The 14,470-nt window shown below is 42.9% G+C and carries 12 protein-coding genes; 5 read left to right on the top strand and 7 right to left on the bottom strand.

Going from position 1 to position 14,470, the window contains the following annotated elements; genetic code table 11:
• Nucleotides 1-67: 67 nt before the first annotated feature.
• Both QO187_RS03705 and QO187_RS03700 read left to right on the top strand, forming a co-directional pair.
• Nucleotides 68-1,516, top strand: a complete 1,449-nt coding sequence (locus QO187_RS03705; protein ID WP_228153136.1) for a phosphatase PAP2 family protein — start codon at nucleotides 68-70, stop codon at nucleotides 1,514-1,516.
• 92 nt (nucleotides 1,517-1,608) lie between these two features.
• Nucleotides 1,609-2,256 (top strand): glutathione S-transferase, encoded by a 648-nt coding sequence (locus tag QO187_RS03700; protein ID WP_102092713.1) that lies wholly within the window; start codon nucleotides 1,609-1,611, stop codon nucleotides 2,254-2,256.
• A gap of 115 nt (nucleotides 2,257-2,371) precedes the next feature.
• Here QO187_RS03700 and QO187_RS03695 read toward each other — a convergent pair whose 3' ends face one another.
• The 3 genes from QO187_RS03695 to QO187_RS03685 form a co-directional block, all read right to left on the bottom strand.
• Complete coding sequence (locus tag QO187_RS03695) at nucleotides 2,372-3,133, bottom strand: IS3 family transposase (RefSeq protein WP_322868749.1); 762 nt, start codon at nucleotides 3,131-3,133, stop codon at nucleotides 2,372-2,374.
• A gap of 206 nt (nucleotides 3,134-3,339) precedes the next feature.
• Nucleotides 3,340-3,948 (bottom strand): FMN-dependent NADH-azoreductase, encoded by a 609-nt coding sequence (locus QO187_RS03690; protein ID WP_157822722.1) that lies wholly within the window; start codon nucleotides 3,946-3,948, stop codon nucleotides 3,340-3,342.
• A 17-nt stretch (nucleotides 3,949-3,965) separates the two neighbouring features.
• Nucleotides 3,966-5,030: a TIGR03571 family LLM class oxidoreductase gene (locus QO187_RS03685; RefSeq protein WP_101204498.1), complete on the bottom strand. Its 1,065-nt coding sequence runs from the start codon at nucleotides 5,028-5,030 to the stop codon at nucleotides 3,966-3,968.
• Between the two features lie 150 nt (nucleotides 5,031-5,180).
• Between QO187_RS03685 and QO187_RS03680 the strand changes: the two genes are divergently transcribed.
• The gene (locus tag QO187_RS03680) at nucleotides 5,181-6,086 is read left to right on the top strand and encodes a LysR family transcriptional regulator (protein ID WP_197707684.1); all 906 of its coding nucleotides are present in this window, start codon (nucleotides 5,181-5,183) and stop codon (nucleotides 6,084-6,086) included.
• Between the two features lie 644 nt (nucleotides 6,087-6,730).
• On the opposite strand, the gene QO187_RS03675 is transcribed toward QO187_RS03680, so the two are convergent.
• From QO187_RS03675 to QO187_RS03660, 4 genes are all read right to left on the bottom strand, one after another.
• The gene (locus QO187_RS03675; protein WP_101204499.1) at nucleotides 6,731-7,825 is read right to left on the bottom strand and encodes an NADH:flavin oxidoreductase/NADH oxidase; all 1,095 of its coding nucleotides are present in this window, start codon (nucleotides 7,823-7,825) and stop codon (nucleotides 6,731-6,733) included.
• 148 nt (nucleotides 7,826-7,973) lie between these two features.
• Nucleotides 7,974-8,819 carry an IclR family transcriptional regulator gene (locus tag QO187_RS03670; RefSeq protein WP_101204500.1) on the bottom strand — a complete coding sequence of 282 codons (846 nt, stop codon included), beginning with the start codon at nucleotides 8,817-8,819 and terminating at the stop codon, nucleotides 7,974-7,976.
• 226 nt (nucleotides 8,820-9,045) lie between these two features.
• Nucleotides 9,046-10,278, bottom strand: coding sequence for an MFS transporter (locus tag QO187_RS03665; protein WP_228153135.1), 1,233 nt, complete (start codon nucleotides 10,276-10,278; stop codon nucleotides 9,046-9,048).
• A 161-nt stretch (nucleotides 10,279-10,439) separates the two neighbouring features.
• Entirely contained in the window at nucleotides 10,440-11,594 is a 1,155-nt protein-coding gene (locus QO187_RS03660; protein ID WP_101204502.1) for an acyl-CoA dehydrogenase family protein, read from the bottom strand.
• Nucleotides 11,595-11,923: 329 nt separating this feature from the next.
• Between QO187_RS03660 and QO187_RS03655 the strand changes: the two genes are divergently transcribed.
• Together QO187_RS03655 and QO187_RS03650 are read left to right on the top strand one after the other, a co-directional pair.
• Nucleotides 11,924-12,700 carry an enoyl-CoA hydratase gene (locus QO187_RS03655; protein WP_102092711.1) on the top strand — a complete coding sequence of 259 codons (777 nt, stop codon included), beginning with the start codon at nucleotides 11,924-11,926 and terminating at the stop codon, nucleotides 12,698-12,700.
• 131 nt (nucleotides 12,701-12,831) lie between these two features.
• Nucleotides 12,832-14,397: a 3-hydroxyacyl-CoA dehydrogenase gene (locus QO187_RS03650; protein WP_101204503.1), complete on the top strand. Its 1,566-nt coding sequence runs from the start codon at nucleotides 12,832-12,834 to the stop codon at nucleotides 14,395-14,397.
• The last annotated feature ends 73 nt before the right edge of the window (nucleotides 14,398-14,470 follow it).

The following is a 14,470-nucleotide window of genomic DNA, read 5'->3' as shown; positions in this document are numbered from 1 at the left end:
ACGCTACCCATCGCAAATTTATAATCTCGCCACACCGTTTGATAAATTTGTTCCTTTTATTCCCGCTATGATTATTCCTTATAGCTGGTCGTTGGTTTTATTTGTGGTTAGCTTTTTTTTGGTGCGGACGTCTACACAATTATCTTTATTGAGCTATCGCTTGATTCTGACGACCATCTTTGCCTGTTTAATTTTCTATCTCTATCCCGCTCGTTTCTCATTCAATCGATCGATACCTGATGATTGGACGCAGTTTGGTTATCAGTTTTTGCAGTTGGTGGACAAGCCATTCAATCAGTTGCCATCATTGCATGTCAGCTATGCCATGTTGCTTGGCGTATCCTTATGGGATGTTGTAGCGTCTAAAAAGAGATGGATTTCAGCGGCTTATCGATTGTTGCTGACTGGCATATGTACATTGATTGCCCTGTCGACAGTGTTGACGTATCAACATCATTTGCTAGATATGTTCGGCGGGGTAGTATTGGCAGTGTTGGTGCTGATACTCTCAAATCGAATCCGTAATGCACTGGTAATCAAGCATCTGACACTAGGAGTAATAGGATTCTTATTGATAGCGATAGCAGGGTTTTACTTTGCTAATATGAGTATGATAGCGTCTGAAGTTGTAGAAGATTTAGCCATTATGATTGCTTCATATTGGTTAATCAGCTTTACGATGTTGGCTGGTGTCTATCAACAGGTCAAGCCAATACGAGATATACGCTGGTTTCAAAAATCCAGTAGCGGTCGACTGACCTTACATACTTGGATTAAGTTTGCACCAATCATTATTATTTACAATGGCATGTCGTTGTTTGGACAGTGGTATTTCAAAATTTTCTCCAAAAGTCAAAAGTATTCACTCACGCCATATGCTATTAATGACAAGGTCAATGTTGTTGCTTCACCTCGATTGATGCAGACGGATCTAAGTAGCCATATAACGTATTGGTTATCTAGCTACAGCTCATTAGAGTTGCGAAGTTCGTTAGAAAGCAATCGGCCTGCAGTTCGCTATCAAATTATTGTTGTTGATTTAGCTGCTGAGATATCTAGCCACACCCACAATCTTGAAGTAGTTGCTAACGATATCACTAAGATGCCTGTTCATTACTTATATTTGCCTTTGTTGGATTTGCAGCCATTAAATGACGTATTGCTCCAAGACTATATTGATCTATTTCAACAAATTGAAGCGTTGATACAATCGGTAGAGACACAAGCGATAACCGCTAATAATGAGAGTTGGGTAGAGGGTAGTCAGGTAGAAGGTAATCAGGTAAAGGATAGCTTCATCACACTTATCAATTTTCATTGCGTGATGGGGCTGTCGCGTAGCATCGGTGTACAGGTTTTATATTTATTATATTGTGGTACGCTAACTGTCTATAACTATCAATCGTGGATTGAGCAGCATTATTCGCACGCGCACCTGAAAAATGCCTATTTGCCACAGTCGTTGGTAGAAACTATGGCCAATTATAAGTCTGTCACCTATTCAACAGCGCCTTAATAACTATCGATGTCAGTAGGTTTGCGTCTGCTAATTTTTCTTCGTTTGCTTTTTACCTATTGCTTAATTCCTATTCAACTATGGAGGAATCTATGAACACCTCGTTGCCTCGCTTGTACTCTTTTCGTCGCTGTCCTTATGCTATGCGCGCTCGTCTCGGTCTAATGTTCGCCGAGTTACCACTAGAGCTACGAGAAATAACGTTAAAGAATAAGCCAGATCAGATGCTAGCGATTAGTCCAAAAGGCACGGTTCCTGTATTACAGCTTTCAGATGGATCCGTCATTGAAGAGAGTGCGGAGATCATGATGTGGGCGCTTGAGCAAAACGATCCTCAAGGACTGCTAGGTGAAAAGGTTTCATCTGAGGCTAATGCACTGATAGCACAAAACGACAATGAGTTTAAGCAGTGGCTCGATCGCTACAAATATGCCGATCGTCACCCTGAGATGACTCAAATAGAATATCGGCAGCAGGGTGAAGTTTTTCTGCAGGATTTAGAAGCGTTATTGACTAAGAATACGTATCTACTAGGTAATAACGTGACGGTTGCTGATATCGGTATCATGCCGTTTGTTCGCCAGTTTGCCCATGTAGATCGTGATATTTTTTATAGTTTGCCTTATCCCAAGCTACAGCTATGGCTACAACATTGGTTGCAACATCCGTTATTTTTGCAAGTTATGACTAAGTTTGAACCATGGCAAGAAGGCGATGAGGTGGTGATTTTTCCTTGTTAATATCTGGTATTTGAAGTTATTTATATGATCACATGAGTGGTGAGTGGTAGGTAAAGTATAGATTTGAAAGAACGTAGGAGAATACACATTGTATACTTGTAGTGGTCAAATATTTTTAGACAGTACTTAAGAGGTTTTTGTTGAAATAAAGTCTCTTTTTCTCGCTCGGTGTTAAATACTCATTAAAGCTGTGTGGTCTTACACTTTGATAATAGCCCCAAATATAATCATTTACTGCCTGCCGAGCCTCATCAATATTGTCATAGCCGTTTTTTGGCATCCACTCTGTCTTAAAGCTTCTAAAGAACCTCTCTGTAGGTGCATTGTCCCAACAGTTGCCTCGTCGGCTCATACTATGCGACATACCATTGCACTTGGCTACGCATTTAGCATACTCTTCACTGGTATAATGACTGCCTTGATCTGAATGAAACAGCACGCCTTTAGGCTCAAGTCTTATGTGATATGCCATTTTTAGTGCAGATGTGGTCAGCTGGGTATTCGGGCTATCTGACAAGGCAAAACCAACAATACGTCGAGCATATAAATCCATAACGATGGCTAAATAACACCATCCGGCTTTGATACGAATATAAGTAACATCACCTGTCCACACTTGGTTTGGTGCAGTGGGCGCAAACTGACGGTCTAGTATGTTTCCATAAGCTTTATGGAATTCTTCACAACGCCTGTACTTATGTGATTTTATCTGTCGACTAATCAACCCCATTTGTGCCATCAGTTTAACTGCTCTGTAGCGTGTGAGTTTAATGTCATGTTGATGCGTGACGATAGCAGATACCGTCCTTGCACCAGCCGAGCCATTTGACTGCTCAAATACTTCTCTGATTAAGGCTTTGAGCCTTATAAGTTCAATGTCTATAGACCTAGATTTAGTACTGTTGTAATAGCTGCTTCTAACAACCCCAATGCGTCATAGGAGCAACTACCAAACGGTTTTTGATGACGATGCCATTATTAAGGGTAAAAGGTTGAAATAAAGGGTGGTATTTTGATTTCATAAGAAAATTCTCCTAACAGTATATTGGGTAACTTGAGCTTATGTATCAGCTATCTTAAAATTTAATTAACTTGCCATTGGTTAAAATCTTCTAGCGTGGCTTGTAAAATTGCCTCTTTATCACAAATGGCTGTGCCTTCTGCTCGAATCAAGGTGCGTTTTTTAAAGCCCATTTTTGCAAACATCATATCCAAATAACGGTAAGCAAATTCCATTTGTTGGCATTCTTTATCCAATGAGAACATCGACCCACTAATTTGTAGAAACAACACGGCTCTATTATCGGTCAATAAGGGTTCAATTTTACCTGCCTCGCTGTACTGGAAAGTCTCTCGTGGCACCAACACCATATCCATATAATCTTTGAGTCGAGCAGGGATATTGTAGTTATACATCGGATAGATAATAACGATTTTTTGATGCGCTTTAAACTGCTGTAACATCGATTGCCGAGTGTCGGCGATAGCTTGCTCCGCCACACTCAAAGCCTCCCCTGCTTTTTGTTTATAAATGACCGTTAGGGTTGCCTCATCCAAGGTAGGTAAATCCATGTCATTTAATGGCAAATAGGTTGTGCTTTCAGCAAATTGCTGTTTGATTTGTTGTAGTAACTGAGCCGAAAATGACTCAGTATGGGCATTGATTGTGGTATCAATGACAAGCGTTTTCATGGTTTTATACCCCATTTTTATTGGTTTAATTTGGCTAACACATTTTCTGCTAAGTCTTGCAACGTTTCTTTGACAGGGCGTTTGGTAGGCTTTAAATTAATGGTGACATGAGATAAGCCTTGTTCTTTCTGCTCTTGCCAAAATTCCAGCAAACTATGTGACCCGCCTCGTAGATAAATATTGCGAGATAATTGAGCAGGCTCATTCGGATTCTCACTAAGTTCGACAAAATTGGCATAACCAAAAGGATGCCAAGCGTCATCTTGATTTAAATCCGCCAAAGTTTGCACGATATTTTTGGTATCTTTTGGGTTTACCCCATGCCAAATCCACGCATCGGCAGTATTAGCAAGCCAATCTAGTTCCTGTCTGGCACGACCAATAGCAACCATCGGTAAGCGTTGTTCAAGGATAGGGATAAAGCCAATATTGCCTGTTAAATCCCCATAATGTTGCCCTTTAAACTGCGGAAATTTTTGGGTGGTTAAGGCACGAATCATGTCCCAACTTTCTCGAAAACGCTCGGCACGATTGTCAAAGTTTTGCTGAAACACAGGGTATTCCACAGGTCTATCGCCACTCGACATCCCCAAAATAAAGCGATTATTGCTTAATACTGCCGTACTTGCTGAGGCTTTGGCGATATGAATGGGACTCCGCAAAGGTGCAACGATGCCTGCTGAACCTATCGCAATTCGTTGGGTTTTCGCAGTCAAATAGCCCATGGCAACCATGGGGTCAAATGCTTGTCCAACATCGCCAAAACTTGGGTCATAAAATGGCACATCTCGCAACCATAGTGCAGAAAATCCAAGCTGTTCTGCTAAGACAGCGGTTTCCCCAAAGTCTTCTAAGCTCGGAATCGGACTATTGGGATAGCCTTTAAACGGGGCAATCAATCCCAAGGTGAGTTTATCCGCTTGAAACACCTCACTAAATGCAGGGTGATTGGCAAGATGAGGGGGTAGTTGTTTTTGTTGCGGGGTTATATTTTCATTCGTCTCAGCGGTGTGAAATAATTGGCTATTGTCTTGTCCAAGAACAGAGAGGTTTGGTACAGCAGTTTGTGAGCTTGTGGTCATGGGAGTCACTCCGTTAAATTAAGCATTAAAAAATATAGCCCTAGTATAATGCTTTTATTTTTAATGATAATTGGGGTAAAATTAGAAACAGTTTTGCTTTTTTTGCAAAAATATGTTTATTCAAAAATACACTTAACTGCTAACAAACCCATGACCATCAATTACTTCTATGCCCTCACTATTTTTCACCATGTGGCGAATACTAATAGCTTTACTGCCACGGCAAGTCAGCTTGGGCTGGCGGTGTCGTCTGTCACTCGGCAAATTGATAACTTAGAACAATCCTTGCAAGTTAAGCTATTGAATCGCTCAACCAGACATTTGGATTTGACCCATGCAGGGATGCGTTATTTACAACAGACCGAGCCGATATTAGCTGAATTACAACAGGTAAATGAAGCGATTAAAGAGGAGCAAATTGAGCCACAAGGGCGATTGTGCCTTACTTTTCCCAGTGCCTATGGGATTGAAAAAATCGCCCCATTGCTTGCCGAATTTGCCCATTTATACCCAAAAATTGAATTGGAGCTATTTGCCAGTGATGAATTTGTAGATTTATTTAATGAGAAATATGATGTAGGGGTGCGGTTAGGGCGTGTGGAGGATGACCGCTTGGTAGCAAAATTTATTGCCTCTCAGCAACGGCTGTTATGTGCCAGTCCCGATTATCTACGATTGCATGGAACACCACAAATACCGTCACAATTAGCCGAGCATAATTGTTTGCCGTTTATGTATCAAGGCTATGCGTCAAAGTGGTATTTCCATCAAACGGGTAAAACGCAAAGTTTGCGGGTGACAGGGAATTTGATGGGTAATAATATAGAAATGCTGAAACAAGCCACGCTTGATGGACAAGGGATTAGCCATTTACCTAATTGGCTGATTGAGAAAGCGTTGCAGTCTGGGGCGTTGGTACAGGTGTTGTCTGATTGGCAAGTGACCCCGTCTTTGGCGACAGATGACGGGATTTATTTGGTGTATCCGCCCACTAGCCGTAATGTGGTAAAAATTGGCGTGTTGGTGAATTTTTTAGCACAGCGTTTGATAGGTTAAACTGTAGATGGTGATATTGTGAAAAGCAGTAGAATATTATGCGTATCTAATTTAGGAAAGGCTTTCTTCATCATACTATTCTGATTTAAGTAACTGAACAAATTTAAATTATAAAAAACCGTTCGTGGTGAGCTTGTCGAACCATAACGGTTTTCCTACTCTTCAACAGGCTCAGGGTGAACGGAAAACCATATATAATTTTGTTTCATTACTTACTAGAATAATAGCTTAATACTTTTGTTTGTGCGGTGTGTAGTGGTCATATCTTCTCTCCAGTCTTGGTGATAGTATAACCTCTTATCTACTGTCCTATTTCATTATGCCACTACAATGACACCTGCTGAGTACAGGCAGGTGGCTTAATTATTCTACGATGATGTTGTGTTAAGAATGGGGTATTTACAATGAGGTAATTCCGCTTATGGAACATTTAGCAGGCCTAACAAGACCATAAATTGACCTCCCTGCGCTACACTTCAGCCGGTAAATTATGGCAGCGTTGATATCACTACCACTTGTCAAGTTGAATACACTGATGACTATCTAACTTTTAAGCCATAATTACTTTAGTTTGAATTAAAGTGAGTTAATGCATAGACTGAAGCAAGTAATGTCTTCAGTCTATGTTCGTAGTTCGATTACACTTATTCTATCGGAGACGGCTTGCCATGTGGGCTTGAGCGCAGATATTGTTTAGGCGCTTTGACGGTTGCGCCAAGCTCGGCCGCCGCATGCCAAGGCCAGTGCGGGTCATAAAGCATACCGCGTGCTAATGCAACCGCATCCGCTTGCTGCTCAGCAATGATGCTTTGCGCTTGCTCGGCTTCGGTGATTAAGCCCACTGCGATGACGGGTATATTGACGGCTTCTTTTATCGCGGTTGCAAAAGGCACTTGAAAGTTCGCTTCCACAGGAATTTGCTGGTCTGGGCTAAGTCCTGCGGTACTCACATGGATATAATCACAGCCTAATGCCTCTAATGCTTTAGCCAGCTCGATCGTTTGGGCAAGGTCCCAGCCGCCTTGGGCCCAATCGGTTGCAGACACACGCACACCCACTGGCTTTTTACTTGAAAACTCAGCTCGAACCGCTGTAAACACGTCAAGTAACAAGCGCATTCTGTTTTCAAGACTGCCGCCGTATTGATCATCACGCTTGTTAGAAAGCGGCGATAAAAACTGATGCAATAGATAGCCGTGCGCACCATGAAGCTCAATCAGGTCAAGACCCAGCGCATCGGCACGTCTTGCCGCATCGACAAAATCGCTGATGAGCGAATCAATGTTTTTTTGGTCCATGGCTGTGGGTACAGTAGAGTTTTCGTCATACGCAAGCGCTGATGGTGCCACCGTTTGCCACCCATTTACCTCATCAGGGGCAATCGAACCGCCGCCGTCCCATGGCTTTTCGGTTGACGCTTTACGTCCAGCATGGGCCAGTTGTAGGCCTATTGGCATAGGACTGTACTGTCTGATTGCTGTTAGCGTTTTATCTAGTGCAGCTTGAGTCCTGTCATCCCATAAACCTAAATCAGCATAGCTGATACGTCCTTGTGGATTGACCGCTGTTGCTTCTAAAATAAGTAGTCCTGCGCCGCTCAAACTCATTTGGCCCAAATGGATCATATGCCAATCACTTGCCGCTCCATCGTTGGCAGAGTATTGGCACATGGGTGCGATGATAATACGGTTATCTAATGTGAGTTGCCCAAGTTTCAAAGGCGAAAAAAGCTGGCTCATGGTGAATCCTCAAAAAACGTCTAAAGGCACTGAAAATAAAAAGACACGTAACATAAAATGTCAAAACGATATGAGTGACTTATATGACTATCGCTTGAATAGTTGGTGGAGATGAATCGTTATTTTCATGGGGCACATTTAAGCGATGCTAGCTAATATATAGATTACTCTCGATCATGTTTTTCATATGCAGCAGGCGAGGGGCAATGTCTTCTTCTAGTTTGGTACGACTAAGGATAAAACTTGGTGCGCCGCAGTTAAAAGTGAGCAAGCCTTCCGTTGGGTGCATCAGCGCAATGGCTACCGCGTTGACATCCTTTTGCCATTCACTAATTGAAAAACAATAACCATAGTCTTCATAGTCTTGAAAGGCTTTATCTAATCCTCGTCTAATCTTTAGCCAATCATCTTTATACTTACTACGAATGGCATTAAGGATAAACTCTTGCTCAGCAGGTGGCATACTCGCCAAACAGGCTCTCCCCATCGAACTTAAATGAATAGGCAAATAAGAGCCGACATTGCGTTGCATGGTCGTGGTCCCTTGGCCTTGCACAACGTTGAGATACACCATCATCAGTCGATCACGAGTAGCCATGGCAACGGCACTATTGGCATAGTCTGCCAGCTCTTCCATATAAGGAGTCGCAAGGTTATTGATAGAGATATTAGTCATCATGGTATAACCAAAGCTTAGTACCCCTGTCGAAAGCTGGTACTTACTACTATTGGTCGATTGTTTTAAATATCCCAATTTGACCAACGTATAGGTCAGACGAGTAATGGTGCCTTTAGGAAGGCCTGTCAGTTGACTTAGGTCTTGGTTGCCTAGATAAGGTCGCTGCGGGGTAAAACAACGCAGCAGCTCTAACCCTCGAGCCAACGCTGTGACAAATTGTCGGTCATTTTTATCTCTCATCTCTGCAATGGGTTCTAACAGTTCAATATGCATCTCGTTGTTAGCGTCTTCATCGGTAAGGGTATCATTAGTCATATGTCGTCTATTATCCCCAATCAAATTCATACAAGCGTTATAAAATCACAAAACTTTATTATTCATAGCATTCTGTGAGCTAATATCAGCTCACAGTTACCCACTGTCTCTTTAATTATATTATATCAATTTACTTTCACATTCTCATTCTCAGCATAGCATAACGAGAAACTATTGTTTCGCTATGCGGTATGAACGGTAGCAATAGTCGTTATAAGAGGTATGGTTAGGCTTGTTGTGGATCATATTGCTTTTCTTTAATAAACAAAGTAGGGATAAGACCACATAAGAAATATGCACCTGCCATAAGTAATAAACCTGCGCCGATAGAGTTATGCATGGCCATATAACCAATGGCAACAGGAGCAATTACAGAGCCAAGCCGTCCAATATTAAATGCACCACCGATCGCAGTACCTCGGATAGCAGTAGGGAAACTTTCGGTTAGATAGGTGGCATTAATGGCATAAGGAATACCATATAAGAAACCAAAGGTGATCATTAACCAGCCGATATTTTCTGGAGTATGCATATACACTAGAATAGGAATAAACAATGCGGTGCCCATCGTACCAAAGGCAAATACTATCTTACGTCCGATTTTATCAGCCATAAATCCAGCCACAACTTTGGCAAACATCATAGTCAGGTACGTTCCCGCCATATACAGTGCCATTTCTTTGAACTTGATACCCAATTCAGTTTCTAGATAAGAAGGTAGCCAGTTGCTGACACCAAAATAGCCGAATAACAAAAGTCCTGAGCTCATTGACCATAGGATAAACATGATACGGTGTTTCGGATTTTCCATTATCGCTTTGTATGGGTTCTCTGCTTTTTTGAGAGTATCTAGTGCGCCGCTCAGTTTTAGTGCTCGAGCGTCTTTCCAAGACTGGGGTTCAGGGACTAAAAAGTACATTGATACTGCCAAAAGTATCGGCAAAAAAGTCAGTAGATATAGTGTACGCCAACCATAGCTAGGGATGATCCAAGCGGATACACTGGTGATAACCAATGAGCCTAAAGTAAATCCAGTCATTAATGCAGCAAGGACGGTGGTTCGATGCTTGGTAGGTACCATCTCTGACATAAGCGTATTGGTAGCGATATAAAGACTACCAAGCCCCAAGCAGGCAATAACCCGTAGCGTGACAAACTGCTCATAGCTCTGCACCAATCCACTAAAACCAGACAATATAGAGAACATGCCAGTCGCAAGAACGATGACACGTACTCGGCCAAAGCGATCGCAAGCCCAACCACCAAAAAACCCACCGATTGCCATCCCAAATAACGACCAACTGCCTAGAGCGCCAGCCTGTACATTGGTCAGTGCAAACTCTAGTTTTAGGCTGGATAAGGTAAAGGCAAGAATACCGATATCAGCCCCATCACATAGTAAAACTAAAAAACAAAAAACAAAGGCCAGTTTCCAAGGTTGTTTTTGGGAGGAGCTCATACTTGGATCTGCAGTTATAGCGACACTTTTCACAATTTATATCCTTAACGTTGTGAGAATGAAAAACTAATTTGATGCGTAGTGGTAAAAATAGAGGGGAACGGTATCAGCATCCTAGCAAATACCGCCGTGCATTCTGGTGGGTAAAAAAGTGGTAGGGATTACTCGCTGGCTTCTTTAATCATATTGCGGGCAATGATGACTTGCTGAATTTGTGTGGTACCTTCATACAAACGATATAGACGTACATCACGATAAAAACGCTCAATACCGTAGTCTGCGATATAACCGGCACCGCCATGGATTTGTACCGCTCTATCAGCAACACGGCCACACATCTCAGTGGCAAACATTTTAGCGCATGAGGATTCAGTAACGACGTCTTTGCCTTCGTCACGCAGACGTGCAGCGTCTAGCACCATGGATTTGGCAGCATAGATTTCTGCTTTTGAATCAGCGAGCATGCCCTGAATAAGCTGAAAGCTAGCAATCGGTTGACCAAATTGCTTACGCTCGACAGCATAATTGAGTGCATCATTCAGCATGCGAGTAGCAGCTCCAGTACTGGCTGCTGCGATATGTAAGCGCCCTTTATCAAGAACTTTCATGGCCGTTTTAAAGCCAACACCCTCAACACCGCCGATGAGTGCATCCGCCGGTACGACGCAATTATCAAAAATCACATCACAGGTATGCGCGCCTTTTTGGCCCATTTTTTTGTCAATTTTACCCAAAGTAATACCTGGTGTGTCACTCTCCACAATAAATGCTGAAATACCGCCAGAGCGTTTGTTTTGTGGGTCAGTACGTGCCATGACAGTGAATACGCCAGCCTGCGGGGCATTGGTGATATAACGTTTGGTGCCATTGATGATATAAGTATCACCATCCTTAATAGCGGTCGTTTTCAATGAGGCGGCATCTGATCCCGACTCCGGCTCGGTCAAACAGAACGAACCGATGATTTCACCACTGGCCAACCGAGGTAGATACTTCTGCTTTTGCGCTTCAGTGCCATCAATCACTAGGCCAGATGAGCCAATACCATTATTTGTCCCTATTAATGAGCGAAACGCAGGGGAGGTGCGTCCTAACTCAAATGCCAGCGTGACTTCTTCTTCCATAGTGACACCAAGTCCGCCGTACTCTTCGGGTATGGTCAGTCCAAAAAGCCCTAATTCTCGCATTTGCTCAATGATCTCTTCTGGAAGGCGGTCATTTTCGGCAACCCAATGTTCCATAGGGATAAGTTGATCGTTAACGAAGTTACGAATGGTTTGAGTGATGTGGTCGAGGGTCTCTTTATCTCTAATCATATGAATCTTCCTTGTTTGATTGATGCCTGATATCAATATCGGCTCTATGACGGTGCTAAATAATCTGACGTCCTTGGATAAACAGCATAATCGATGAATTATTAAATTACAATAGTTTTGGTTTAAAAAACCGCATTGCGGTATTTATATAATTGAATATAGCGTTTTACTTTACATTTATTCTAATATATCAAATTTTTATGCTTCACAAACCAAAATAAACAGTATATATTGATATTAAATACCGCATAGCGATATTTAATATTCAAAATAAATACTTTGTTAGGGTGTTTATACTTTATGCAAGAATGAAGTTTAAGGGGTCGATCATGGAAGAGCCGCTCATTATTTGTGAGAAAAAAGGAGAGGGCGTGAGTGTCGTTAGACTTAATCGCCCCAAAGTGCGCAATGCACTAAACAGCGAGCTACGTCAACAAATGGCAGATTTGTTCATTCAACTAAATGATGACCCACAAACCAAAGCGATCGTCCTTACTGGTGGTGACAAGGTGTTTGCCGCTGGTGCAGATATCAATGATTTCCTGACTACTAGTACAGCGGATATGTACCTGCGTCATAGTGAGCGCTATTGGGATGCCATTACTAACTGCCAAAAACCCATTATTGCTGCCGTCAATGGTTATGCGCTGGGCGGTGGCTGTGAGTTGGCCATGCATGCTGACATCATCATCGCAGGCAAGTCTGCCAAATTTGGTCAACCCGAAATCAAGATAGGACTCATGCCAGGTGCTGGCGGGACGCAGCGTTTGTTTCGCGCGGTTGGCAAACATAAGGCCATGAAGATGGTACTAACGGGCGATATGATCAGTGCAGATGAGGCGGACATAATGGGGCTGGTATCTGAAGTCGTTGAAGATGAGGCTACTATCACACGCGCCATTGAGATTGCTGAGCAGCTATCACAGTACTCTCCCATTGCCTTAGCGCAAATCAAAGAAGTGGCAAATTTGGGTGTTGATATGCCTTTAGAAGGTGCGTTGGCTTTAGAGCGTAAGGCTTTCCAGATTTTGTTCAATACTCACGACCAAAAAGAAGGCGCTAAAGCCTTCTTAGAAAAGCGTCCTGCGGAGTACAAAGGGCATTAATCCCTAGCCGCGTTAATTCATAAGCACGTGAATTCATAGGCACGTGAATTCAGAGCCACATTGTGATTGCTTTTGAAGCAAGTTATCACCTTTGAACCAAAATTTCATAGCACACTATGTAGAGAGTTATTATGACTGTGAACACAATTGCCATTATCGGCACTGGTATTATGGGCATGGGTATTGCTCAAATTGCTGCTCAAGCTGGCATCCAAGTACTCTTGTATGACGCTAAGTCAGGCGCTGCTGAACAAGGACGACAATCCTTGCAAAGTACCCTAGAAAAACTAACTGCTAAAGGTAAGTTTACCGATGCGCAGTTACAGGATACTTTAAGTAATTTGACGGTACTACAGGAGCTTAACCAAATTGCGACTGCTGAGATAGTGGTTGAAGCCATTATCGAAAATCTAGACATCAAAAAACAGCTTTTTGCCCAGTTAGAAGGTGTGGTCACTGCCGATACTATTTTGGCGACCAATACCTCATCCTTATCAGTGACCGCAATTGCTGCTGACTGTGATCATCCGGAGCGCGTGGCAGGATTTCACTTCTTTAATCCAGTCCCCTTAATGAAAATTGTAGAGGTCATTCCAGGTCTGTCTACTCAGCAATCAGTGATTGACGTTCTCTCCGATTTGGCCAAACGTATGGGTCATCTAGGTGTGGTAGCAAAAGACACACCGGGTTTTATCGTCAATCATGGCGGTAGAGCGTACGGCACAGAAGCGTTAAAAATATTGGGTGAAGGGGTAACCACGTTTGAGAATATTGACCAAATTTTGCGTGAAGGCGCAGGATTTCGCATGGGGCCGTTTGAGCTATTAGACCTCACTGGTATCGATGTATCGCACCCCGTGATGGAGTCGATTTACAACCAGTTCTATCACGAAGCGCGTTATCGCCCGCATCCATTGACCCGTCAAATGCTAGTAGGTAAAAAGCTTGGTCGTAAGGTTGGTGCAGGGTTCTATCACTATGAAAACGGTCAGAAGTTGTCAGCAGCTACTGCTCAAGATCGGTCGTCCGAAGCACTCATATCTGATGCCGTTATTACCTCAGTTTGGGTTGGCGCTGATCTGGCAGAAGACAAAACTCAACTGGTCGATTACCTAAAGTCTCAGGGTGTCGCGATCGATGACAACGACAAGCCAAACCCTGATAGTTTGGTGCTGCTCGCACCCTATGGCGAAGATACGACCAATGCTGCCATTCGTTATCAAGTTAATCCTAAGCAAGCCGTTGCCATTGATATGCTCACTGGACTAGCAAAGCATCGTACTTTGATGCCAAGTCTCGTCACGCAGGAAACATTTATCGCACAAGCTTATGCATTATTCAGTAAGGGCTTGGATGACAGTGAAGCAACCACGCAATCCGCTGTCGGTGCCACGCTAATTACAGAAAGCATCGGCTTTGTGGCACAACGTGTGGTCGCTATGGTGATTAACCTTGGTTGTGACATTGCTATGCAAGGGATTGCTTCACCTGAGGACATCGATAATGCTGTCAAGCTTGGGTTAGGTTATCCATATGGTCCTATCTCTTGGGGCGACCATCTTGGGGCCTCGCGTGTGCTGCTTATTTTAGGGCGCATCTACGGGCTGACAGGTGACCCACGTTATCGTCCAAGCTCTTGGCTGCAACGCCGTGCCAAGCTTGACATGTCATTGTTTACTCAGCAAAACACTTACTAATTTGAACGACAAGATATGGTTATTAAACCATAAAACCATTATTTAGAGTTAAAAAATACGACAAGGAAACGTT

Source organism: Psychrobacter sp. Arc9, assembly GCF_041431295.1.
Classification (GTDB): domain Bacteria; phylum Pseudomonadota; class Gammaproteobacteria; order Pseudomonadales; family Moraxellaceae; genus Psychrobacter.
The sequence above is the reverse complement of the archived record's forward strand: the minus strand, read 5'-3'. Positions and strand labels throughout refer to the sequence as shown.